This window comes from Streptomyces sp. WAC07094 (genome assembly GCF_036320405.1).
Taxonomy (GTDB): Bacteria; Actinomycetota; Actinomycetes; order Streptomycetales; family Streptomycetaceae; genus Streptomyces; species Streptomyces lannensis.
Genome location: NZ_JAVMJZ010000001.1, coordinates 4,262,184 through 4,285,041 on the forward strand (window position 1 = coordinate 4,262,184; position 22,858 = coordinate 4,285,041).

Annotated in this window: 19 protein-coding genes and 1 tRNA gene; 5 read left to right on the forward strand and 15 right to left on the reverse strand. The window is 71.3% G+C overall.

Translation table 11 applies throughout. The features are described 5' to 3' along the window. Positions 1-268 precede the first annotated feature (268 nt). A tRNA-Ser gene (locus tag RCR19_RS18770) sits at positions 269-356 on the forward strand. 55 nt (positions 357-411) lie between these two features. Here the strand turns inward: RCR19_RS18770 and RCR19_RS18775 are convergent. The 9 genes from RCR19_RS18775 to RCR19_RS18815 form a co-directional block, all read right to left on the reverse strand. Further along, the gene (locus RCR19_RS18775; RefSeq protein WP_331266202.1) at positions 412-1,230 is read right to left on the reverse strand and encodes a Cof-type HAD-IIB family hydrolase; all 819 of its coding nucleotides are present in this window, start codon (positions 1,228-1,230) and stop codon (positions 412-414) included. Continuing rightward, positions 1,227-2,504 (reverse strand): serine--tRNA ligase, encoded by a 1,278-nt coding sequence (gene serS / locus RCR19_RS18780; protein WP_331266203.1) that lies wholly within the window; start codon positions 2,502-2,504, stop codon positions 1,227-1,229. Before serS ends, RCR19_RS18775 begins: the two co-directional genes overlap by 4 nt. Before the next feature lie 534 nt (positions 2,505-3,038). Continuing rightward, positions 3,039-3,971, reverse strand: a complete 933-nt coding sequence (gene pheA / locus RCR19_RS18785) for a prephenate dehydratase (RefSeq protein WP_331266204.1) — start codon at positions 3,969-3,971, stop codon at positions 3,039-3,041. 73 nt (positions 3,972-4,044) lie between these two features. Continuing rightward, positions 4,045-5,415 carry an iron uptake transporter deferrochelatase/peroxidase subunit gene (gene efeB / locus RCR19_RS18790; protein ID WP_331266205.1) on the reverse strand — a complete coding sequence of 457 codons (1,371 nt, stop codon included), beginning with the start codon at positions 5,413-5,415 and terminating at the stop codon, positions 4,045-4,047. 8 nt (positions 5,416-5,423) lie between these two features. After that, positions 5,424-7,370, reverse strand: coding sequence for a copper resistance protein CopC (locus tag RCR19_RS18795; protein WP_331269482.1), 1,947 nt, complete (start codon positions 7,368-7,370; stop codon positions 5,424-5,426). 106 nt (positions 7,371-7,476) lie between these two features. Then, positions 7,477-7,935: a copper chaperone PCu(A)C gene (locus RCR19_RS18800; protein ID WP_331266206.1), complete on the reverse strand. Its 459-nt coding sequence runs from the start codon at positions 7,933-7,935 to the stop codon at positions 7,477-7,479. Further along, positions 7,932-8,603 carry an SCO family protein gene (locus RCR19_RS18805; protein WP_331266207.1) on the reverse strand — a complete coding sequence of 224 codons (672 nt, stop codon included), beginning with the start codon at positions 8,601-8,603 and terminating at the stop codon, positions 7,932-7,934. The genes RCR19_RS18800 and RCR19_RS18805 overlap by 4 nt, the downstream gene beginning before the upstream one ends. Positions 8,604-8,708: 105 nt before the next feature. Beyond that, a complete protein-coding gene (locus tag RCR19_RS18810) occupies positions 8,709-9,458 on the reverse strand; it encodes a YcnI family protein (protein WP_331266208.1) in 750 nt (249 codons plus the stop codon). A gap of 151 nt (positions 9,459-9,609) precedes the next feature. Then, on the reverse strand, positions 9,610-10,431 hold the full coding sequence (locus tag RCR19_RS18815) for a hypothetical protein (RefSeq protein WP_331266209.1): 822 nt from the start codon (positions 10,429-10,431) through the stop codon (positions 9,610-9,612). A 254-nt stretch (positions 10,432-10,685) separates the two neighbouring features. On the opposite strand from RCR19_RS18815, the gene RCR19_RS18820 reads away from it, so the two are divergent. Then, on the forward strand, positions 10,686-11,132 hold the full coding sequence (locus RCR19_RS18820) for an ATP-binding protein (protein WP_331266210.1): 447 nt from the start codon (positions 10,686-10,688) through the stop codon (positions 11,130-11,132). Positions 11,133-11,262: 130 nt separating this feature from the next. On the opposite strand, the gene RCR19_RS18825 is transcribed toward RCR19_RS18820, so the two are convergent. The 3 genes from RCR19_RS18825 to RCR19_RS18835 all read right to left on the reverse strand — a co-directional run bounded on the left by RCR19_RS18825 (position 11,263) and on the right by RCR19_RS18835 (position 15,797). Continuing rightward, entirely contained in the window at positions 11,263-12,651 is a 1,389-nt protein-coding gene (locus RCR19_RS18825; RefSeq protein ID WP_331266211.1) for a PLP-dependent aminotransferase family protein, read from the reverse strand. A gap of 70 nt (positions 12,652-12,721) precedes the next feature. Beyond that, positions 12,722-14,179 (reverse strand): aminopeptidase P family protein, encoded by a 1,458-nt coding sequence (locus RCR19_RS18830; protein ID WP_331266212.1) that lies wholly within the window; start codon positions 14,177-14,179, stop codon positions 12,722-12,724. A gap of 100 nt (positions 14,180-14,279) precedes the next feature. Next, positions 14,280-15,797 carry a PP2C family protein-serine/threonine phosphatase gene (locus tag RCR19_RS18835; protein ID WP_331266213.1) on the reverse strand — a complete coding sequence of 506 codons (1,518 nt, stop codon included), beginning with the start codon at positions 15,795-15,797 and terminating at the stop codon, positions 14,280-14,282. A 480-nt stretch (positions 15,798-16,277) separates the two neighbouring features. Between RCR19_RS18835 and RCR19_RS18840 the strand changes: the two genes are divergently transcribed. Both RCR19_RS18840 and RCR19_RS18845 read left to right on the forward strand, forming a co-directional pair. Then, positions 16,278-16,943: a bifunctional DNA primase/polymerase gene (locus RCR19_RS18840; RefSeq protein WP_331266214.1), complete on the forward strand. Its 666-nt coding sequence runs from the start codon at positions 16,278-16,280 to the stop codon at positions 16,941-16,943. Between the two features lie 154 nt (positions 16,944-17,097). After that, positions 17,098-17,595 carry a hypothetical protein gene (locus RCR19_RS18845; RefSeq protein WP_331269483.1) on the forward strand — a complete coding sequence of 166 codons (498 nt, stop codon included), beginning with the start codon at positions 17,098-17,100 and terminating at the stop codon, positions 17,593-17,595. Between the two features lie 254 nt (positions 17,596-17,849). Here the strand turns inward: RCR19_RS18845 and RCR19_RS18850 are convergent, their stop codons facing one another. The 3 genes from RCR19_RS18850 to RCR19_RS18860 form a co-directional block, all read right to left on the reverse strand. Further along, positions 17,850-18,815 carry a DUF5926 family protein gene (locus tag RCR19_RS18850; protein WP_331266215.1) on the reverse strand — a complete coding sequence of 322 codons (966 nt, stop codon included), beginning with the start codon at positions 18,813-18,815 and terminating at the stop codon, positions 17,850-17,852. A gap of 380 nt (positions 18,816-19,195) precedes the next feature. Further along, positions 19,196-19,828 carry an ATP-binding protein gene (locus RCR19_RS18855; RefSeq protein ID WP_059127339.1) on the reverse strand — a complete coding sequence of 211 codons (633 nt, stop codon included), beginning with the start codon at positions 19,826-19,828 and terminating at the stop codon, positions 19,196-19,198. Positions 19,829-19,932: 104 nt separating this feature from the next. Then, complete coding sequence (locus RCR19_RS18860) at positions 19,933-20,742, reverse strand: glycerophosphodiester phosphodiesterase (RefSeq protein WP_331266216.1); 810 nt, start codon at positions 20,740-20,742, stop codon at positions 19,933-19,935. A gap of 281 nt (positions 20,743-21,023) precedes the next feature. On the opposite strand from RCR19_RS18860, the gene RCR19_RS18865 reads away from it, so the two are divergent. Then, entirely contained in the window at positions 21,024-22,502 is a 1,479-nt protein-coding gene (locus RCR19_RS18865) for a trypsin-like peptidase domain-containing protein (RefSeq protein ID WP_331266217.1), read from the forward strand. Positions 22,503-22,858: the final 356 nt, after the last annotated feature.

Below are 22,858 nucleotides of genomic sequence, written 5' to 3' on the forward strand. Positions count from 1 at the left end.
GATCAGGCATACGGCGGGCGCGATTTATTTCGGTGGCGCCCGATCAGGTTGCCCGGCACAGTAGTGGTGTCCACGACGCCGGTGACCGGCGCCACGTTCTGGGAGAGGAGCCGGGCGATGTCCATGCACGACAGTCCGTCCTGCTCCCTGCAGGGCAGCCGCGGCGGACTCCGGAGCAGTTAGCCCTCCGTCGAGCCCCGACCGCGTACAGAGCTGCCCGGGGCGGCCGCTTCGAGCGCGCGAGTGGATTCGCGCGGGCCGCCCACCCGGAGGATTGGCCGAGTGGTAAGGCACCGGCTTGCTAAGCCGTGATCGGGTCCTGACGGCCCGCGCGCGTTCGATCCGCGCATCCTCCGCACGAGGACACCATCGGCGACACGACCGACCCGGTGCAACGACACATGCGACCGCCTAGGCGAGCAGTCGCTCCAGCACGACCGCGATGCCGTCCTCCTCGTTGGACAGCGTCACCTCGTCCGCGACCGCCTTGAGGTCCGCGTGGGCGTTGGCCATGGCGACGCCGTGCGCCGCCCACGCGAACATCGGGATGTCGTTCGGCATGTCGCCGAAGGCGATCGTGTCGGCGCCCTTCACCCCGAGCCGCCGCGCCGCCAGAGACAGCCCCGTCGCCTTGTTCAGGCCCAGGGGAAGGATCTCGACTATTCCCTCGCCCGCCATCGTCACGCCGACCAGGCCGCCGGCCGCCTGCTCGGCCGCCTCGGCCAGCTCGTCGTCGCCCAACGTCGGGTGCTGGATGTACACCTTGTTCAGGGGCGCGGACCACAGGTCCGCCGCGTCGTGTATCGGCTGGTAAGGGAGCGGGCCCTCATGGGCCCGGTAGCCGGGACCGACGAGTACCTCTCCGTCGAGTCCGTCCCTGCTCGCGGCCAGCAGCAGCGGGCCCACCTCGGCCTCGATCTTGGCCAGGGCGAGACCGGCTATCTGCCGGTCCAGCGTCAGCGACGTCAGCAGCCGGTGCTCCCCCGCGTGGTACACCTGCGCACCCTGGCCGCACACCGCGAGACCCCGGTAGCCGAGATCGTCGAGGACGTGGCGGGTCCAGGGGACGGCGCGTCCGGTGACGACGATGTGTGCCGCGCCCGCCGCGGTGACCGAGGCGAGCGCCTCGCGCGTGCGATGCGAGACCGTTCCGTCGGGTCGCAGCAGCGTCCCGTCCAGGTCGGTCGCGATCAGCCTGTACGGGATTCCGGCGGGGTCGGCCTCGCTCACTTGGCGACGGGCTCCAGCAGTTCCCGGCCGCCCAGGTAGGGGCGCAGGACTTCCGGCACCCGCACCGAGCCGTCGGCCAGCTGGTGGTTCTCCAGGATCGCCACGATCGTGCGCGGAACGGCGCACAGCGTGCCGTTCAGCGTCGCCAGCGGCTGCACCTTCTTGCCGTCCCGCATGCGGACCGACAGGCGGCGGGCCTGGAAGCTGTCGCAGTTGGAGGCCGAGGTCAGCTCGCGGTACTTGCCCTGGGTGGGGATCCAGGCCTCGCAGTCGTACTTGCGCGAGGCGGACGCGCCCAGGTCGCCCGACGCCACATCGATGACCTGGAACGGCAGCTCGAGGGCGTTCAGCCAGTCCTTCTCCCACTCGAGGAGCCGCTTGTGCTCGTTCTCCGCGTCCTCGGGGTCGACGAACGAGAACATCTCGACCTTGTCGAACTGGTGCACACGGAAGATGCCCCGGGTGTCCTTGCCGTACGTACCGGCCTCGCGGCGGAAGCAGGGGGAGAAGCCCGCGTAGCGCAGCGGAAGCTTCTCCGCGTCGATGATCTCGTCCATGTGGTACGCGGCGAGCGGGACCTCGGAGGTGCCGACCAGATAGAAGTCGTCCTTCTCCAGGTGGTACACGTTCTCGGCGGCCTGACCGAGGAAGCCGGTGCCCTCCATGGCACGCGGCCGGACCAGCGCCGGCGTCAGCATCGGGGTGAGCCCGGCCTCCGTCGCCCTCGCCATCGCGGCGTTGACGAGTGCCAGCTCCAGCAGGGCGCCGACGCCCGTCAGGTAGTAGAAGCGCGAGCCGGACACCTTCGCGCCGCGCTCGACGTCGATCGCGCCGAGCCCCTCGCCGAGCTCCAGGTGGTCCTTGGGCTCGAAGCCCTCGGCACCGAAGTCGCGGACGGTGCCGTGCGTCTCCAGGACGACGAAGTCCTCCTCGCCGCCGACCGGGACGTCGGGGTGCACCAGGTTGCCAAGCTGGAGCAGGAGCCGCTTGGTCTCCTCGTCGGCCTCGTGCTGCTCGGCATCCGCCGTCTTGACGTCCGCGGCGAGTCGGCCCGCCTTCTCGAGCAGTCCGGCCTTCTCGTCGCCGGAGGCCTTCGGGATCAGCTTGCCGAGCGTCTTCTGCTCGGAACGGAGTTCGTCGAAGCGGACGCCGGACGACCTGCGCCGCTCGTCGGCGGAGAGAAGGGCGTCGACGAGCGCGACATCCTCACCACGGGCGCGCTGGGAGGCGCGAACACGGTCGGGGTCCTCACGGAGCAGGCGAAGGTCAATCACCCCTCAAGGCTACCGGTGCCGAGATCCGTCTCACGACTGTGTTTCGCACTCGCGGCACTTGGACCGTTATGGGGGAATTACTCTGCGTGCCAAGGTAACGGTCACCGCCCCTCGGAAGGGTGTACTGCGGCAGTTGTCCATTGACCCGACTTCCCCGAGGGGAACGGGATTTGGGATGCGCTTGTCCACAGGTATCCACAGCCGTCCCGGAGTTATCCACAGCCTGTGCGGAAGATCTGTGAACTCCGGCAATGATCGTTTCGAAAGCCGCGCCCACAGGGACGAATTCCCTGTACAAAACCGAACTAGCTGCATCTTCGGGGGTAAATGGGTCACTCGAAAGGGGTGATCAAAAGAAACACGTGGACAACTGTTGCAGACGCGGCGGTGGACGGATGGGAGCCTTTGGAGAGATTTGCCGACCCTCTGATGTCATGTTGTCGACTTGTCCCCAGGTCGAGAAGCCAACCTGTGGATAACTTCTGTGGACAGCGAAAATCTGCAGGTAAGACCGGATGTCGTGGCCCCGCCAGTCTAGAACCGGCCGTCCTGGCAACGTGCCACCCAGTCGGCCGCAGACATGAACTCGTCGTCCGATGTTCCCGGCAACGGGCTACGGACGTCCTCCGGCCCGCCCCCCGCGCGCGGATAGGAGCCGAGGAAACGGACCTGAAGGCAGATCCTCTTCAGCCCCATCAGCGCCTCGGCCACCCGGCGGTCCGAGATATGGCCCTCGGCGTCGATGCAGAAGCAGTAGTTGCCGATACCGGCGCCGGTGGGGCGGGACTGGAGCAGCATCAGGTTCACCCCCCGCGCGGCGAACTCGCCCAGCAGATCGCGCAGCCCACCGGGGTGGTCGTCGCGCTGCCACAGCACGATGGACGTCTTGTCCGCGCCCGACGGCGCCGCCGGGCGGGCGGGCCTGCCGACCAGTACGAACCGCGTCTGCGCGTTCTCCGCGTCGTGGATGCCCGTCTCCAGTGCCTGCAGGCCGTAGCGCGCGGCGGCGAACTCACCCGCGAACGCGGCGTCGTAGCGGCCCTCCTGGACCAGTCGGGCGCCGTCCGCGTTCGAGGCGGCGGACTCCCAGACGGCGTTCGGCAGATGGGCCTTGAGCCAGTTGCGCACCTGCGGCTGCGCGGCCGGGTGCGCGGTGACCGTCTTGATCCCGGAGAGCGTGGTGCCCGGCCTGACCAGGAGCGCGAAGGTGATCGAGAGAAGCACCTCGCGGTAGATCATCAGCGGTTCGCCCGCCACCAGCTCGTCCAGCGTGGTGGTGATGCCGCCCTCCACCGAGTTCTCGATCGGTACGAACGCGGCCTCCGCCTCGCCGTTGCGCACGGCGTCGAGCGCCGCGGGGACCGACACCATGGGAACAAGTTCCCGGGTCGCGGTCTCGGGCAGCGTGCGCAGGGCGACCTCGGTGAAGGTGCCCTCGGGACCGAGATACGTGTAGCTCGCCAGCATGTCCTCACCCTAATGGGCGCCGCACGCCCGGACGCGGTTCTCATCCGGGCGTGCGGGGCGGTGTTGCCGGCGGTCAGCCCTCCAGCAGCCGCTGTCCCACGTACTCGCCCGGCGCGGCGCCCCCCGGCACGGCGAACAGTCCGCTCGCCTCGTGGCGGATGTACTCCGACAGCGCGTCGCCCCGGTCGAGCCTGCGCTGCACCGGCACGAAGCCGCGCACCGGGTCCGCCTGCCAGCAGACGAACAGCAGGCCCGCGTCGGGCGTTCCGTCGGCGTCGAAGCCGTCGTGGAAGGAGAAGGGGCGGCGCAACATCGCCGCGCCGCCGTTCTGGTCGGGGCGGGTGATGCGCGCGTGCGCGGTCAGGGGCACCACGAGCGAGCCGTCGGCGGTCGTCTTCTCCAGGTCCATCGTGGTGGTCTCGGTGCCGCCGCTGAGCGGCGCCCCGTCCGACTTGCGGCGGCCGATGACATCCTCCTGGGCCTTGAGCGAGAGCTTCTCCCAGTCGTCGAGCAGCATGCGGATGCGGCGAACGACGGCGTAGGAGCCGTGCGCCATCCAGTCCGGATCACCGGACCCGGGGACGAAGACGCGCTGCTCGAAGTCGGTCTCGGCCGGCTTGGGGTTGCGTGTGCCGTCGATCTGCCCCATCAGGTTGCGGGCCGTCGACGGGCGGGCGGTCGCGCCCGGCGAGCGGTTGAAGCCGTTCATCTGCCAGCGCAGCCGGGCCGCACCACCGGCGTCCTGCTGGATCGTCCGTAGCGCGTGGAAGGCGACCAGCGCGTCGTTGGCGCCGATCTGCACCCACAGATCGCCGTTGCTGCGCGAGGCGTCGAGACGGTCGGAGGAGAAGTCGGGCAGCGGGTCCAGGGCGGCGGGCCGCCCGGCGTCCAGCCCCGTGCGGGAGAAGAAGCTGTGGCCGAAGCCGAAGGTGATCGTCAGGGAGGACGGTCCCGCGTCCCGGGCGACGCCGGTGTCGTCGTGCCCGGCCGCCTCGCCCGCCATCAGCCGCTCGGCGGTGGCCGACCAGCGGCGCAGCAGGGCGGCGGCCTGCGTGCGGCCCGCGCCCGGCGCCAGGTCGAAGGCGAGGAGATGACCCCGGGCCTGGGCCGCGTCGACGATGCCGGGCTGATGCCGCCCCCGGAACGACACCCGGGCCGCTCCCAGCGAGGTGAGGGGCGCGGTTTTCTCCGGCTCCGCGGGCGCCGCGGTGTATCCGGCGGCGGCGCCCACCGCGCCCAGCGCGAGCCCGGTGGCACCGGCGGTGCCCAGCAGCCGGCGCCGGGAGATCGCCCCCGTGGAGGCGGCGCCGTCCGCGACGGTGCCGTCCGGAGCGCTCCGTCCGGACGGGCGCCGCGTGGGGGCGGCCTTCGTGGCGGGGCCCCGCTTGGTGTTCTGGGAAGGGATGCCCTCGGGGGACGCCTCGGGTGTGGACTGCTCAGCCATGGTGTCGTTCAGCCGATCTTCGCGTTCTTGCTCACGCTTGTCTGGTCGATGTCGGACGTCCGCACGGTGATGGCGATCTTCCAGTCGCCCGCCATGGGGATCTGCACCCCGCTCGCCGACCAGTGCCCGGTGGCGATGCGGTCGGGCACGACGGGCAGCGGGCCGATGCTCTTGGCCTCGAGGGTGAAGGCGACCTTCACCTCGGGGACGTCGAAGGCCCTGCCGTTCGGGCGCACCACATAGAGGTGCATCTCGTTGGCGCCGACACGGGCCGGGTCGAGGGTGACCTCGACGGTGCCCTTGCCGTCCTGGCCGCCCGTGTCGAAGGGGATCTTCAGCGACAGGGTTCCGGACCGCTGGGCCGCGGTGGAGGTGGCGGCCTTGGCCACTTCTTCCGTGCGCCCCGGCTCGGTGGCCGTCAGCGCGGTGGTGACGGCCAGCACGACGACGGCGACGGCCGTCTCCGTGAGCACCGAGCGGCGCAGCCCGGAACGGGCGGGATCGGCGTCACGGAGCCGCTTGGCCCGCGCGGCGGCCATGGCGGCGCGCTGCCTGGCCAGCTGGGCGGTGCGCTCGGAGGCGTCCGAAGCCCCCTTCCGGGAGGCGTTCGAGCCGCCGCCCTTGGCCGACGCCTTCGCCGTCACCCGCTTCTTCTGCGCCGTGCGCTGCGCCTTCGCCGCGGGCACGTCCGTGAGCCGGGCCGTCCAGCGCCGTGAGATCCAGGCGACACCGACCAGGACGGCGACCAGCGCGACCTTGACGAGGAGCAGCTGTCCGTACGCCGTACCGGTCAGCGCCGACCACGAGCCGAGCTGGCGCCAGGACTGGTAGACACCGGTCGCGACCAGGGTCACGACGCTCGCGAAGGCCACGCGCGAGAAGCGCTGGACGGCCGGCTTCCCGATCGACGGCACGCGGTACAGGGCGACCAGCATCGTCGTGAGACCACCGAGCCAGACGGCGACCGCCAGCAGATGGAGGATGTCGACGGGCATCGCGAGGCCGGTCTGGATGCCGGTCGAGGCGTGTTCGGCCATCGCCCAGGTGGCCGCGAGACCGGCCGCGACGACAAAGCCGCCGACGGCGAGTCCGAAGGTGAGGTCCTGCTTGGTGGCCGCCCGCTCCGCATCGGGGCCGTCGCCGCCCGACGCGGCCTTCCGGGCCCCGGACCCGTTCGCCGCGCCGGCCCTCTCCTCGCCGTCCGCGTCCCGTTTCGCGTACGCCCCGAAGAGCACCGCGACGAACAAGGCCGCCGCCGCGAGCAGCAGCAGCCGGGAGACGAGGGCGGCACCGGCCTTGGTCTGGAGCACCTGCCCGACCAGGGAGAGGTCGAAGACGTCGGCGAACTTCCCCGAGCCGGTGTACGAGCCGCGCAGAAGCAGCAGCGCGAGCGTGGCGGAGGTGAGGGCCACCCATCCGGAGACCACGAGCCGCTGCACCGCCCGCTCCGCGGCCCCCCGCTGCCAGCAGGCCAGGACGAAGGCGGCGCCGCCGATCAGGACGATGAAGCCGGCGTACGAGACGTAGCGCGCGAACCCGTAGAGTCCGCCGACGACCCCGCCGCCCACGGTCTGGCCCGAGGCGGAGACCGTGGTCGCGGACGGGGCCCCGACGGAGAAGGTGAAGGCGCCCGAGACGGGATGGCTGTCCGCGGACACCACCTGGTAGGTGACCGTGTAGGTGCCGCGGGGCAGACCCGGCTGCACCTTCACGCCGTACATCGTCCCGGTCAGCTCGGCCGGCTTGCCGGTGTCGACCCGCTGTCCCTTGGGGTCGAGGACCTTGAACGACCCGTCCGACAGGGCCACCTTCTCGGAGAAGTTGAGCGTGATCTGTGTGGGCGCCTTGTCGACCACCGATCCCTGCGCGGGGTCGCTGCCGAGCAGCGCGGCGTGCGCGGAGGCGGGTGCGGCCCCGCCGAACAGCGTGCCCGCCACGGCGAGCAGCAGCGCCATCAGCGCCAGGACGCCCCGGATCCGCGGTGTGCGGGGGGACTTTGCGCCGATGCCGCCCTGGACGTGTCCGGTGGGAGCGGTGGCCTGCGTCACGGTGATCCCTCTCTCAGTGCCCGGTCTCGGGGGTGTACGTCGGCGACTTCACCGGCATCTCGACCGTGACCGTTCCGGACTTTGCGAAGTGCAGCTGCACGGACACCTTCTCGCCCTGTTCGGGCTTGTGGGTGAGCTTCTCGAACATGAGGTGGTTGCCACCGGTCTCGAAGTCCAGCCGGCCGTCCGGGGGCACGGTGAAGGACTTCTCCTCCTCCATGACGCCGTCCTTGGTGGAGTGCAGCGTGACGTCGCCGGCGAGCCGGCTGGTGACGGAGGTGAGGGTGTCGGCGCCACCGGAGTTGGAGACGACGAAGAATCCGGCCGCGAGATCACCGGTGGGCGGGGCGGGCATGTAGGCCCCGGTGACCTTCAGCTCGGGCTCGGAGGACGCCGAGGAACCCGTGCCGCAGCCCGCGAGCACCAGTCCCGCCGCTGTCAGTACGGCGAGGTGGACGGGGCGGTGGTTCACGGGTTCTCCCCCTTGATGATCTTGGGGAGGTCCTTGGTGTAGTCGTCGACGGTGGCGTCCTCGCCGTACACCACATAACCCGCGTCGGTCTTCGGCGAGAACGCGATGACCTGGGTGCCGTGGAAGGAGACGATCTTGCCGTCCTTCTCCTTCTTCGGTGGCTCGATGCTGATGCCGACGGTGCGGGCTCCTGCCTGGACCGTGGCGAAGTCGCCGGTCAGCCCGACGACATCGGGGTCGATGCCCTTGAGCCACGCGCCGAGCGCGGACGGTGTGTCGCGGTCCGGGTCGGTGGTGACGAACACGATCCGCAGCGACTCCTTCTGCGCCGGGGTCAGCTGCTTGTCCTGTTCCACCTGCTTCTTGGCGACCGCGAGGTTGTTCATCGTCAGCGGGCAGACGTCGGGGCAGTGGGTGTAGCCGAAGTAGATGAGGGTCGGCCTGCCCTTGGTCTGCGCACGCAGGTCGTACTTCTTGCCGTGCGTGTCGGTGAGGACCAGATCCGGCTTTTCGAACGGCTGGTCGAGCACGGTCGCGGCCTTGTCCGATCCGGATTCCGCGGAGACCACGGCGATCGGCTTGTCCCCGCCGTCGCCGGAGCCGCAGGCGGAGAGGGTGAACGCGGCGGCGGCCAGGAGGGCTGCCGCGGCGAGCGTCTTCTTGCGCATGGAGAACGTCCCAGATGTGAGTGCTCCGGTGTGCACGGGGACCGTGCGCCGCGCGCCACGGCGATGGCGCACGATCCCCGCGCGTGCCCGGAGGCGAGTGGTACCTCAGGCCTCGGTGCTGCGCCGACGGCCGGCCATGACGCCGTACGCGACACCGGCCGCGCCGACGACGATGCCCACGACGCCGAGGACGCGGGCGGTGGTGTCACTGCCGCCGGTGGAGCTCACCGCGGCGGTTTCCCCGGAGGCCGAGGCGGCGGAGGCGTCCTCGGCCCGGCTGCCGTTGTGGCCCCCCTCGGAGGCCGAGGCCAGCTCGAGCACCGGGGCCGGGTTGTCGGGCTCCTCCTGGCCGTCCTTCTGCACCTCGATCCAGCGGACGACGTCCTTGTCGGAGTACGTCTGCAGGGCCTTGAAGACGAGCTGGTCGGCGTCCTCGGGCAGCCGGCCGACCGAGAGCGGGAACTTCTGGAAGTAGCCCGGTTCGATGCCCTTGCCGGTGGCTGTCCAGGTGACCTTGGTGACGGCCTCGTCGATCTGCTCACCGTGCAGAGTGAGCGGCTTGTCGAGCTTGGACCTGGTGACCTGCACCGTCCAGCCGTCGACCGGCTGCGGCATCACGGAGGCCAGCGGATGGTCGGCGGGGAGGTTGACCTCGAGCTTGGTGGTCGAGGCGTCGTCGCGCTCGTTCGGGACCTTGAAGTCGACGACTGCGTAGCCGCCCTTGGCGGCCTCGCCCTCGGGCTGCACGGTGACGTGCGCGAAGGCGGGCGAGGACAGGACGAGAACGGCCGAGGCGGCGGCGGTGCCTGCGACGGCGAGGCGCGAAGCCTTCAGGGAACCCTTGATGGCCTTCATGGCGTTGGAGCACTCCACTTCGAGTGTGAGTCCGTTGGGAAGAACGGTGCGCGGGTGCAGGCGTGACCACGGGTGTGGCACGGGGCGGGCGCGCACGCGTGCTGCACGACGGCAGCCCTCCCGGAGGAACGAGTGGAGAGGCGCGTCGTGTTCAGGCAGCGAGGACGTGAGGAGTGGAGGACGGCGGTCCGCGCCGGATCACCGTGTGCTGCAGTGCGCTCGTCCGCTGCTTCGGCGGCACGAGGAAGGAGGCGCGTGGGGCGCGCGTCCTCTCGTCGGGCGCCTCGGGGAGCCCGGCCAGCAGGGCGCGCACAAGCGCGAACGCCGATCGCAGGGACCGGACGAGCGCCCCCTCCGCGACTCCGTGCGCGGACAGCCGCATGAGCCGCAGCAGTGCGATGTCACCGTGGCGCAGAACCCAGCCCGCGGCGACCGCGGCGAGTACGTGCCCGAGCAGCATCGGCACGGACGGCAGCATCGACCACCACGAGCCGGCGGTGGTCGACAGGGCGTCCGCCGGGTCGTGCATGGCGGCCATGCCCGACCCCGTGCCGAGCCGCGCATCGGCGAGGATCCGCTGGGCCTGTGCCGGGGAGATCGTCGCCGCCGTGGCGCCGCACATGATGTGTGCGGCCCGCGCCACGAGCGTGGCGTCGGGCGCGGACATCGCGCTCGGGGTCATCGACATGACACCGGCGTGCTGCCCCAGCCCGAACAGGGTGTGCAGCACGGCCTGGCCCACCGCGAGGACCGCGGCGATACCGGGCAGCGAGCGCTCCCGTCCGGCGAGCGTGACGGCGACGGCGAACACGCCGAGGAATCCGGCGCCCAGCGTCCACAGCGGAACCGTGGCGCAGGAGGCGAGCGCATGCCCCGCCGCGGCCAGCACGACGCAGACCGCGGCGAACACCGCGGCCCGCAGGACCCGGAGATCGTGTCCGGTGCGCGCCGTGCGCTGACGAGGGGCACTCATGGCGGGCTCATCATCCCACTGGCCCCGTGGGCTCCGTACGGCAGGTCCGCAAGGTGGCATCCATGCGGTTATCGGAAGAGTGATCCGGAAGATCGCCTTCTGCCGTGTTCCTGCTGTCCGCGCCCACTCCTTACACCCGCGCACGGCCCGGGCGCATCCGCCGATCGAGCGGGATCTCGTCCAACGGGCGATTGCACGCGGGCAGTCGTGGCAATACGTAACGGTATGTCGAGCCGCGGCCAGGAGGCTGGAGCATGAGCATCTGGTGGTCACTCCATCTGCGGCGCGAGGCTGCGAGCGTGCCGCTCGCCCGACGGCTCCTCATGGGCACCATGGAGACCGCAGGCGTCGACCCCGACATCTCCTACGACCTCTCCGTCGCGCTCAGTGAAGCCTGCGCCAACGCGGTCGAGCACGGCGGCGGCGCCGCCCACGGCGAGGCGTACCGGGTCACGGCGTATCTCGACGGGGAGACGTGCCGCATCGAGGTCACCGACTCGGGCCCCGGCTTTCCCACGGGCAGGGTCCGTCCGGCGATCCGGCCGGCCCGCACCGACGCCGAGCACGGCCGTGGGCTCTGCCTGATCGAGCAGCTCGCCGATCACGTCCACATCGGCAACAAGCCGGACCGTGGCGGTGCGGTGGTCAGCTTCGACAAGATCCTCAAGTGGAAGAAGGACGCGCCGCTGGTGGCCGTCTAGCGCGCCGCCCGGTGGCGTGCGCAGCCGGGAGGACGTCCTGCCCCGCCGATCGCAGCGGCCACGCAGCTCGGCGACGGCGGGGACGTGATCTTCGACGGACGGGCCCCGTCCGGCCCCCGGACGCCCCTCGTCAGCCGTCCAGGTGGTCCAGTACCCGTCCCAGGACGTCCAGTGCCTCGGGATACGCCCGCTCCCGCGGCGTTCCGTACCCGACCACCAGCCCCTGCGGCCGTCCCCCGCCCGACGAGTGCCAGTGGTCGCCGAGCCGCCCCACCGCAAGCCCCGCCGCCTCGGCCCGCGCCACCGCCGCCTCCTCGTCGGGGACGTCGACCAGTGCGTGCAGACCGGCCGCGATCCCCCGGACGCGGCGACGGGTGCCCAGCCGGTCGACGAGCTGGTCGCGTCGGCGCCGGTAGCGCAGCCGGCAGGCGCGGATGTGCCGGTCGTAGGCATGACTTTCGACCAGTTCCGCGAGGGCCAACTGGCCGATGGTCTCGGTGTGGTGGTCGCTGTGCAGCTTGGCGTCGGCCACCGCGTCCACCAGGTGCGGCGGCAGCACCATCCAGCCCAGGCGCAGTGCGGGACCGAGTGTCTTGGAGGCGGTGCCCAGATAGACCACATGGTCGGGCGCCATCCCCTGGAGCGCGCCGACGGGCTGCCGGTCGTAGCGGAACTCCCCGTCGTAGTCGTCCTCGACGACCAGTCCGCCCCGCGCGCGTGCCCACTCCGTCAGCGCCCGGCGCCGCTCCGGGTGCAGCGTGACCCCGGTCGGGTACTGATGCGCGGGAGTCACCACCACGGCCGCCTCGTCGGTCAAGTCCCCGGTGCGAGCACCCCGTTCGTCGACCCGCAGCGGGACCACGCCGCCGCCGTTGTGCCGCACCACGTCCCGGTGGAACGGCAGGCCGGGATCCTCCATGGCGATCGACGCGCCGTCCAGCACACGCGTGAGGAGGGCGAGCCCCTGCACATAGCCGGAGGTGATCACGATCCGCTCGGGAGGCGCCGGCACCCCGCGCGCCCGGCCCAGATAGCCGGAGAGCGCCGTGCGCAGTTCGATACGGCCGCGCGGATCGCCGTAGTCGTAGGCGAGGGACGGCGCGGTCGCGATCGCGCGGCGCAGTGCCCGCAACCAGGCCGCTGCGGGGAAGGCTCCGACGTCCGGACTGCCGGGCCGCAGGTCGAAACGCGGGGCACGCGTGTGCGGGGCGCCCTCGTCCCGCGCGGGCGCCTGCGCGGGAAGCGAGGCGACCCGGGTGCCCGAGCCCTGCTGCGCCGTCAGGTACCCCTCGGCGACCAGCTGGTCGTACGCCGCCTTCGCGGTGCCCCGGGAGACACCCAGTTCGGCGGCGAGCTTCCGGGTCGCCGGGAGCCGCGATCCGGGTGCGAGCCGGCCGTCCCGCACGGCGTCCCGAAGCGCCCGCTCCAGACCGGCGCGGCGACCGTCCGCCGCGTCCGGTTCGAGGTGCAGGTCGACGCCGGACCAGAACGCGTCCGCGGACGCAGGTGCTCGGACCAACGGAAATCCCCTCGTACGTCATGCGGATGGCCGGGTACCTCCCTTCGGTACCCGGCCATCGGCTGCCGTATCAGCCCTTCAGCGCGGCCATCCACGCCTCGACCTCGTCGGAGCGCCGGGGCAGGCCCGCCGAGAGGTTCCGGTTGCCGTCCCGGGTGACGAGGATGTCGTCCTCGATGCGGACTCCGATGCCCCGGTACTCCTGCGGGACGGTCAGGTCGTCCGCCTGGAAGTACAGGCCGGGCTCGACCGTGAGCACCATGCCGGCCTCCAGCGTGCCGTCCACATACGTCTCCACACGCGCGGCGGCGCAGTCGTGGACGTCCATGCCGAGCATGTGGCCCGTGCCGTGCAGGGTCCAGCGGCGCTGCAGACCGAGTTCCAGGACACGCTCCACCGGGCCCTCGACGAGACCCCACTCGACCAGCTTCTCGGTCAGCACCCGCTGCGCGGCGTCGTGGAAGTCGCGGTACTTGGCGCCCGGCTTCACCGCCGCGATGCCGGCCTCCTGGGCCTCGTACACGGCGTCGTAGATCTTCTTCTGGATCTCGCTGTACGTGCCGTTCACCGGCAGCGTGCGGGTCACGTCGGCGGTGTAGTAGGTGTGCGTCTCCACGCCCGCGTCCAGCAGGAGCAGGTCGCCGGAGCGGACCGGGCCGTCGTTGCGCACCCAGTGCAGCGTGCAGGCGTGCGGGCCCGCCGCGCAGATGGAGCCGTAGCCGATGTCGTTGCCCTCCACCCTGGCGCGGAGGAAGAACGTGCCCTCGATGTAGCGCTCGGAGGTGGCCTCCGCCTTGTCGAGGACCTTCACGACGTCCTCGAAGCCCCGCGTGGTCGAGTCGACGGCCTTCTGCAGTTCGCCGATCTCGAAGTCGTCCTTGACCAGCCGCATCTCCGAGAGGAAGACGCGCAGCTCCTCGTCGCGCTCGGCGGTCACCTTGTCGTGCAGCGCGGACTCGATGCCGGCGTCGAAGCCGCGGACCAGCCGGACCGGGCCGGTCGCGTCCTTCAGCTTCTCCGGCAGCTTCCGCACGTCCGACGCCGGGATGCCGTGGAGCTGCTCGGCCTCGGCGAGGGAGTGGCGGCGGCCGACCCAGAGCTCGCCCTGGCCGGACAGCCAGAACTCGCCGTTCTCTCGGTCGGAGCGGGGGAGCAGATAGAGCGTCGCGGTGTGGCCGTCGGCGGTCGGCTCCAGGACGAGGACGCCGTCCTCGGTCTGGTTGCCGCTGAGGTACGCGTACTCGACGGAGGCGCGGAAGGCGTAGTCCGTGTCGTTCGAGCGGGTCTTCAGATTGCCCGCGGGGATCACCAGGCGCTCGCCCGGGAAACGTGCGGAGAGCGCGGCACGGCGGGCGGCCGTCTCGGCGGCCTGGGCGATCGGCCGCAGGTCGTGCAGCTCGGTGTCGGCCCAGCCGGACTTCATGCTCTCGGCGAGCTCGTCGGACACGCCCGGGTACAGGCCGTTCTTGCGCTGCTTGATCGGCTCTTCGGTCTCTTCCGGGGTCTCCGGGGTGAGCTCGTCCGCCACGGTCATCCTCCTTGGATACGGCACTGGGCCTCATCCATCGTACGGTCGCACTGAAGGGGGCACCGGGCGGGAAGGCCTGTTACCGAAGGCAGCCGTGTTCTCACTCGAAGCGCGCGGCCAGCAGCACCACGTCCTCCGCGCTGTCCGCCTGGTCGAGGCCGTCCGGGAGCACCGACCGCAGGACGTGGTCGGCGATCGCCCCCGGGTCCGTCCGCACCGGCCGCGGCACGCTCGCGGCCGCCGCGTGCAGCCGGGCGAAGGCACGGTCCATGGGGTCGCCGGTGCGGTGCAGCAGTCCGTCGGTGTAGAGCAGCACGGTCTCGCCCGGCTCGGCCGTCACCTCGATGCTCGGCGCCTCCCAGCAGGCCAGCATCCCGAGGGGCGCCGACAGCGAGGTCTCCACGAACTCCGTGCGGCGCGGTCCGACCACCAGGGGCGGGCTGTGCCCGGCCCCGGCGAGGGTGAGCTTGCGCAGCGCGGGTTCGCAGTACGCGAACAGGGCGGTGGCCGAGCGGGCGGGCTCGGTGAGTCTCAGCAGCAGTTCGAGGTCCGACAGGACCGCCACCGGATCCTCGCCCTCCATCACCGCGTACGCGCGCAGTGAGGCGCGCAGCCGGCCCGACGCGGCCACCGCGCTCGGTCCCGAACCGGTGACCGAGCCGACCGCGAGACCGAGCGCCGCCTCGGGCAGCACCAGCGCGTCGTACCAGTCGCCGCCCCCGCGCGGACCGGTGTGGCGCCGGGCGGCGAGCTGGACGCCGGCGACCCGCGGCAGCCGTGCGGGGAGCAGTTCGTCGACGATCGTCGCCGTGCACACGCGTGTGCGCTCGATCTCGACCATCCGTGCCAGGTGTTCGGCGGCGTAGCGGACGTAGAGGCCGACGAGGTGGCGCTGGCGCTCCACCGGCTCGGCCGGCTCGTCGTAGAACCAGACCGCGGCGCCGAGCCGGCCGGCCGCCTCGCCGGACAGGGGGAGCGCATAGCTGGCGGCGTACCCGAGCCGGGCGGCCACCTCGCGATGACGGGGGTCGAGCCCGTCCTCGGAGAACAGGTCCGGCTGCGCGATCTCACGCTCGCCGCCCGGCAGTCCGTCCAGGATCCTGCCGTACGACATGGAGCTGCGCGGCACGGTCTCGATGTGCCCGAGGTCGGCACGGGCCAGGCCCAGGCCGATGGTGGTGTCCGGTCCCAGGCCGTCGCGCGGCTCCAGCACGACGAGACCGCGCCGGGCGCCCACCAGCGCGGCTCCGGCCCGCAGCAGCTCCTGCAGCGCGTCGGCGAGCGTGTTGGTGCGGGCCAGGCGCTCGGTGAGTTCGTGCAGCGTCGTGAGATCGGACACCCAGCCGGCGAGGCGGTCCTGGAGGACGGCACCCGTGTCGACGGGGACGTCCGGGGTGTCCGGTGGGACGCCCACGGTGGCCGACGGCTGCGCGACAGTGTGTGCGGGGGCCGGAACCGTTGAATCGATTCCGGCCACTTTCGCAGGGTGAGGTGCGTTCATGGTGACCGGCTTTCGAACCGGTGCAAATTGCTCGATAGCATCGCAAACCCCCATGTCAATCTGCGCCGCTAGCGGTGTCTCCACATGTACACGCACTTGTGAGTAGATGTCCAGCATTGTCCTGCTGGGATTCCTGGTGTCCGCGAGGCCTTCCTACTCTGTTGAGGAACAATAAAGTTGGCTCAAAACTGCCTCGGGTATCCCGTTATTGCGGTCGACTGGCCTTGTTCGACAGAGCGTCACAGCGGTCGTGATGGGTACGTACTCGGTGAAGGCCAGGGGTGGTTGGGGGCCGCCCGGAACCTGGCGCCGGACCCGGGCGTCTTAGCCACCGACGACCAAGCCCCATCCTCCCCTGGCGGAGGCGGCGAGTAAGAGCGGGACGGCAAATCGCCAGGTGCCGCCACCCCGCGCCATACCCATCCTTGTGACGGGCACGGTGGGACGCGGACGCAGCCAGGGCTCGGCCCATAGGGGCTCCCCTTGTCCAGGGCAAGGGAGTGATGCGCCAGTAGGTACGCACAGTGAAGTGATCGACACATGGTGTGATGTGGACCTCGGTGTTGCCAGGCGTGCAACGGAAAGGAACGAGCGCTCATGCGCGAGATCCTCGGAAGGCGACGCAGGCTCCTGTCCAGGCGGAACGACGGCAGGCCTGAGCCGATCAGCGCGGCCCTGACCTTCGCGACCGAATGGCAGTGGCCGGTTCTCCCGGGTGTGGCACCGGACCCGCAGGGGCGGGCCCGCTGCGGATGCCCGGACCCCGAGTGCACAGTGCCAGGAGCGCACCCCTTCGACCCCGGGCTGCTCGCGGCCACCACCGACGAGCGCATGGTGCGCTGGTGGTGGGGCAACCGGCCCTCCGCACCCATTGTGCTGGCCACCGGCGGCCGGGCGCCCTGCGCCGTGAGCCTGCCCGCCCTCGCGGCCTCGCGTGCCCTCGCCGCGCTCGACCGGAAGGGCATCCGCCTCGGCCCGGTCGTCGCGGCGCCGCACCGCTGGGCGATCCTGGTGGCGCCCTACTCCATGGAGCAGCTGGGCGAGCTGCTCTACGCACAGGACTTCGTCCCCGGATCGCTGCGCTTCCACGGTGAGGGCGGCTATCTGGCGCTGCCCCCCTCCGAGACCGGTCACGGGGAGATCCGCTGGGAGCGGGCGCCGCTGCCCGGCTCCGCCTCGCCCTGGGTCCCGGACGTGGAGGCGGTCGTGGACACCGTTGTGGAAGCCCTCACTCGTACGGGTGTGAGCGCGCCCGAGTTGTAGGGGTGTCGGGCGCGCGGCGGACCGGGCGCCCATGATCCGTCGATATCTTCGGCCCATGCTGATTCGCCCTGGTGGACACGGGAGGCGGGCACGGGGGACGGGCTCGTGGGTCCGTGAGCGGTCCGACGCCGGCAGGGTCCGGTTGCTCGCCCTCATGGGCGCGGTCGCGGTCGTGGTCGCGCTTCCGCTCGCCGTGGCGTCAGCGGGGTCGGTCGGCGAGGGGGATCGCGGCGCGATCCGCATCCCCGGACACGAGGAGGAGAAGCGTCCGGCGTCCGTCCAATCCCCGCAGCCGGGCCTCGGTCTCACCACCGCCGCCCGCTGCGGTCCCCAACTCTCCTCCGTGGACGGGATCGAGGCGCAGACCTGTGTCATGACACAGGGCCGGGAGGCCTGGGCGCGCACGTACTACCGCAATGCCACGGGCGAGGAACTGAGTTCCGTCCTCAGCTTCATGGGGCCGGACGGCCGCAGTGTCCAGATGCACTGCGTGGTGGCGGCGGGCGACGACCCGGAGAGCTGCGAGACACCGCGGCGGCCCCTGGCCGGCGAAGCGGTGGCGTACTCGGCGGTCGCGGAGTTCGCCGCGGGCGACGGAGAGGGACCGCTGCTGCTGCGCTCCGGCAGTGACGTCGGCGCGCACGGTCTGTAACTCGGCGGTTCCGTACGGCAGTTGAGGCCGATGTCGGCGGCGTCCCGGATCCGGACATGGAAAGACCCGGTTGCTGGCGACGGGGGATGCACCAGCAACCGGGCTACTGGAACGGTAACAAGAGATCGGCTGTTCGCAAATTCGATCTCGGCTATTCGGACACGGATTTGCCTGTCGCCGTGGGGACTTGTGACAGGGGTCACCCGCAGCGAGGTCCGGACGGGCCGACCGTTCGATGTGGCGAACGCCTCGCCTCAGCTGAGCGTCACCTGTCGATTGGTCAGCCCGCCGCGTGCCCGGCGCTCGTCGGCGGTGAGCGGTTCCTTGGAGGAGAGGGCGGCCGCGAGTCGCTCGGCGAACTCGGCGGCGGGCTTCTCGATGTCCTCGGCGCCCATCGCGGTCGGCAGGTCCCAGACCGGCACCGTGAGCCCGTGCGCGCGGAAGGAGCCGACCAGGCGCGTGCCCTCGCCGAGGCTCGACTGCCCGGCCGCGTGCAGCCGCGCGAGAGCGTCCAGAAGCTGCTCCTCGGCGTGCGGCATGACCCACCGGAGGTGGTTCTTGTCGGGGGTCTCGCACCAGTACGCGGCGTCCACGCCGGCGAGCTTCACGGTGGGGATGGCGGCCTCGTTGGCCCGCTCCAGGGAGGCGGCCACCTCGGGCGTCGTGTTCTGCGCGTCCGGGACCCAGAACTCGAAGCCGCTGTGCACGACGGGCTCGAAGGGGCCCTCCGGGTCCAGCAGGTCCTGCAGCCGCGGTCCGCCGGCCGACGGGCGACGCCCCTGCACCGGGGTGCCGGGCTCGGCCACCAGGGCGCGCTCGAGGGTGTCCGCGAGGTCCCGGCTGATGTCGCCCGACGCCGTGTCGTTCTGCAGGCCGAGCAGGACCGTGCCGTCGTCCCGGCGCAGCGCCGGCCAGGCCATCGGAAGGACCGTGGCGAGCACGACGGACGGGACGTCCTCGGGCAGACCCTCCCTGAGATGGAGCTCGACGGTCGCCGCGGGCACCAGCTCGCGCAGCGCGATCCAGTCGCACTCGCCGGCAAGTCCCTCGAACGGACGGTGCACCAGCTCGGTCACCGCGTGCGCGGCGGCCCGGCCGTGGCAGGCCTTGTAGCGGCGGCCGCTCCCGCAGGGACAGGGCTCGCGGGCGCCGACGACCGCGATCTCGGCATCCGTGAGCTCCGGGCGCTCGGCCTTGGTCTGGGGTCGCTTCTTGGCCATCGTGGATGTCTCCCGGTTACGGCTCGTTTCGTACGGGCGCGAGCCTAGCCCCTCCGACCACGGGCGACGGGATCCTGTGGACAACGCACCGAGTCGTCCCCGAAGGGGGGTGTGCCGGGCAGGACGGGGAGTGTGCGAACGCGCCCTCACGGCGTCGGCCCATGAGGTCCGCGCGACGCCAAGAGCCCTGGTCCGGGAAGGGAGCGTTGAGCCTTGGTCCGGGAAGGGAGCGTTGGGGGACGGCCGCCGCGTCCGGCGCGTCCCGCGGTGGATCTCCGCTCGGACGTCGGTCCGCGTGTCGCGTGCGGGGCGGCCCGGATCGTTCCGGTCGCGGCCCGGCGCCCCCGATCGGCCGGCCGCCTCGTCCCGGTGGCCGGGTCTCAGTCCAGTTCGTCGAACGCGTCCGCGAAGTCCAGCCCGGGTATCTGCGACACGGAGGGCGCGGTGACGCGCGTAGCGAAGTCCTCGCGCCGACGGGCCGAGCAGACGTCGTCCTGGACCACGACCCAGACCGTGACCTCGCCGCGGACGTCGTCCCGGACGCCCCAGTCCTTGGCCAGTGCAGTGATGATGTTCAGTCCGCGGCCGCCGTGCGCGGTGACCGACGGAGTCGCGGGAACCGGACGGGTCGGACCCCCGCCGTCCGTCACCTCGACGGTGAGGCGTCCCGAGGCGTCGACGCGCCATGCGACGCGCACGTCCCCGTCCCCTGCCAGGCTGCCGCCGAGCGGCCTGCCGTGCCGACAGGCATTGCTGAGCAATTCCGAAAGGATAAGTACGGCATCGTCGATGACCGTTTCCGAGACACCGCCGGTACGCAGATGATCCCGCATACGGTGCCTCGCCTCCCCCACGCCCGCAGGACCATGGGGTACGGCCATGCTCGACGACGTGGGCACCTCCTGTGCCACCACCAACGCCACCCCCGAGACCTCCTTCGCCCCACGCCACCGAGTGGATGCCCCGACGGGCCGGACCGGAAACCGGCCGTGTATGTGTGCTGACGCACTCATAACGGTCGAACACAGTCCGAACGCGCCGGTGCACTCCCCGTATGCGCGTGGCTGGATCCCGCCCCTTGCGAAAGTGCCGTCGATCGTGGCCTGAAAGGCGCCGCTCAGCGGCCCAGCTGTTGCAGCACGGCGCGCGGGCGGTTGGTGATGATGGCGTCCACGCCCAGCTCGAGGCAGAGATCGACGTCCTCGGGCTCGTTCACGGTCCACACGTGCACCTGGTGCCCGGCCTGCTTCAGACGCTGGATGTACGCGGGGTGGCTGCGCACGATCCGCATCGAGGGGCCCGCGATCCGGACACCCACCGGCAGTCGTCCGTCGCGCAGCCGCAGGGACAGGAACTGCAGAAGGTAGACCGTCGGCAGCGTGGGGGAGGCGGACCGCACCCGGTGCAGCGAGCGCGCGGAGAAGCTCATGACCCGCACCCTCGACTCGGCCGGCGACTGCGGGGCGTCCAGACCGAACCGCTTCAGGAGTTGTAGCAGCCGCTCCTCGACCTGGCCCGCCCAGCGCGTCGGATGCTTCGTCTCGATCGCCAGGTCTATGGGGCGCCCGGCGTCGGCGACGAGCTCGAGCAGACGCTCCAGGGTGAGGACGGAGGTGTCGCCCGGGTCCTGCGGCCGTCGCTCCCAGTCGGGCTCTTCGTCCCTGCTCTTCCAGGAGCCGAAGTCCAGGGCGGCGAGGTCGGAGAGCTCCAGTGCGGAGACCGCGCCGCGGCCGTTGGACGTACGGTTGACACGGCGGTCGTGAACGCAGACCAGGTGGCCGTCGGCGGTCATCCGGACGTCGCACTCGAGGGCGTCCGCGCCGTCCTCGATCGCCTTCTTGTACGCGGCCAGGGTGTGCTCGGGGGCCTCTTCGGAGGCTCCTCGGTGGGCGACGACCTGGACCAGGTGCTGTCGTGCGTGGGTCACCGCGTCATGGTGTCACCGTCGCGAGGAGCGTGTGTGGTCGGAAGGCGACGTGACGGCGTCGGCGAGGTGTCGGGTATGCAGATTTTTGTTCGGACAGGTCCCGGTATAAAGAGAGGTCGCGGACCCACAGCCACGGTTTATGGTGCCCTGACGCCCGGTGGGAAAAGCTTGACGGCGTACAACAGGACAGGCACAGCTGAAACGCGCCCGGCGCCGCGCAGGGTGAGCGAGCGTGGCCGAGTGCGACCGAGAAGGACAGCCGTGGAACGAGGAGAAGAGCTGTGAGCACCGAGAACGAGGGCACTGCGGTCCCCCCGGCCCCGTCTGCACCCCCTGTGCCGGTGGATGCTCCCGCTTCCGCGTCGGGAGGGGCCCACGAAGGACACCCGCCGATCGCGGGCGGCCCGGCACCGGACGCGGGGAGCATCCCGCCCGCCGGGGGCCCGGCATACGGACCGCCGCAGCACGAGGGCGCGCCCACCACTCAGCTTCCGCCGGTGCCTCCGGGGCAGCCCGGAGCGCCGTCGGCCGCAGCGGCGGGATGGCCGCCGCCTCCGCCGGTCACCCCGGCGTACGCGGGTGGCGGCGGTGCGGGCGACGTCTGGGGCGCCTCGTACCAGCAGCCCGCCCCGAAGCCGAAGAACGGCCGCGGCGGTCTGATCGCCGCGGTCCTCGTGGCCGCGCTGGTCGCGGGCGGTGTCGGCGGCGGCATCGGCTACCAACTCGCGAGGAACGGCGACTCCGGCGGCTCCACCACCGTCTCCGCGGCCACCAGTGGCGGCGACGTCAAGCGCGACAACGGCTCGGTCGCGAGCGTGGCCGCCAAGGCACTGCCGAGCACGGTGACCATCGAGGCCGAGAGCAGCAACGGCCAGGGCGGCACGGGCACGGGCTTCGTCTTCGACACCCAGGGCCACATCGTCACCAACAACCACGTCGTCGCCGACGCGGTCGACGGCGGCAAGCTCACGGCGACGTTCCCGAACGGCAAGAAGTACGACGCGGAGATCATCGGGCACGCACAGGGCTACGACGTCGCCGTCATCAAGCTCAAGAACGCCCCGTCGGACCTCAAGCCGCTCGCGCTCGGCGATTCGGACAAGGTGGCGGTCGGGGACTCGACGATCGCGATCGGTGCACCGTTCGGTCTTTCGAACACCGTGACCACGGGCATCATCAGCGCGACGAACCGTCCGGTGGCCTCCAGCGACGGGAGCTCCTCCAGCAAGTCGTCGTACATGAGCGCCCTGCAGACGGACGCCTCGATCAACCCCGGCAACTCCGGTGGCCCTCTCCTGGACTCCCAGGGCGCGGTCATCGGAATCAACTCCGCGATCCAGTCGTCGAGCGGTGGCGGTCTCGGCAGCGGCGGGCAGTCCGGTTCGATCGGTCTGGGCTTCGCGATCCCGATCAACCAGGCGAAGTACGTCGCCCAGCAGCTGATCAAGACGGGCAAGCCGGTCTACGCGAAGATCGGTGCCACGGTGTCGCTGGACGAGGCCACGGGCGGGGCGAAGATCACCGACCAGGGTGCGGGCGGTTCCTCCGCGGTCGAGTCGGGCGGTCCCGCGGCCAAGGCGGGCCTCCAGCCCGGTGATGTGATCACGAAGCTCGACGACAGGGTGATCGACAGCGGTCCCACGCTGATCGGCGAGATCTGGACCCACAAGCCCGGGGACAAGGTCACGATCACCTACCAGCGGGGCGGCAAGCCCCACACGGTGGAACTCACCCTGGGCTCCCGGGCCGGCGACAGCTGATCCCGACGGGCCGCGTGGGACCGGTCGTGCACGGCCCGCGGGGTGTGAACAGAGAGCAGACAAGAGGGGCCGCCGATGCGTTCGGCGGCCCCTCTGTGCTGGTCCGGGCGTCTTGGACGGGCGAACTCTGCCCGGCGCCGCGGCGGCCGTCGGCCCCGCCTCCGTATGCCCGCAGGACGACATGCGGAAGGGCGCGAATCCTCCCCGCACGTACCGACGCCCGATCACCCGACGTCGATTCGCCTCATTGCACGGGCCGTTGTGGACGCGAGCGCGCCGCTGCCCACAGCCCTCCCCTGCGGCAATGCCGTACCGGACCTCGGCGTGGGTCTCCCCTGAGAGATCGATTACCCCAC

Coding starts and splice junctions, on each gene's coding strand:
- pheA (WP_331266204.1), bottom strand. CDS start 3,971: ATGCTGGCGAGCTACACGTATCTCGGTCCCGAGGGCACCTTCACCGAG.
- efeB (WP_331266205.1), bottom strand. CDS start 5,415: ATGGCTGAGCAGTCCACACCCGAGGCGTCCCCCGAGGGCATCCCTTCC.
- RCR19_RS18795 (WP_331269482.1), bottom strand. CDS start 7,370: ATGGCGCTGCTGCTCGCCGTGGCGGGCACGCTGTTCGGCGGGGCCGCA.
- RCR19_RS18805 (WP_331266207.1), bottom strand. CDS start 8,603: ATGCGCAAGAAGACGCTCGCCGCGGCAGCCCTCCTGGCCGCCGCCGCG.
- RCR19_RS18810 (WP_331266208.1), bottom strand. CDS start 9,458: ATGAAGGCCATCAAGGGTTCCCTGAAGGCTTCGCGCCTCGCCGTCGCA.
- RCR19_RS18815 (WP_331266209.1), bottom strand. CDS start 10,431: ATGAGTGCCCCTCGTCAGCGCACGGCGCGCACCGGACACGATCTCCGG.
- RCR19_RS18820 (WP_331266210.1), top strand. CDS start 10,686: ATGAGCATCTGGTGGTCACTCCATCTGCGGCGCGAGGCTGCGAGCGTG.
- RCR19_RS18835 (WP_331266213.1), bottom strand. CDS start 15,797: ATGCTGGACATCTACTCACAAGTGCGTGTACATGTGGAGACACCGCTA.
- RCR19_RS18840 (WP_331266214.1), top strand. CDS start 16,278: ATGCGCGAGATCCTCGGAAGGCGACGCAGGCTCCTGTCCAGGCGGAAC.
- RCR19_RS18845 (WP_331269483.1), top strand. CDS start 17,098: ATGGGCGCGGTCGCGGTCGTGGTCGCGCTTCCGCTCGCCGTGGCGTCA.
- RCR19_RS18850 (WP_331266215.1), bottom strand. CDS start 18,815: ATGGCCAAGAAGCGACCCCAGACCAAGGCCGAGCGCCCGGAGCTCACG.
- RCR19_RS18855 (WP_059127339.1), bottom strand. CDS start 19,828: ATGAGTGCGTCAGCACACATACACGGCCGGTTTCCGGTCCGGCCCGTC.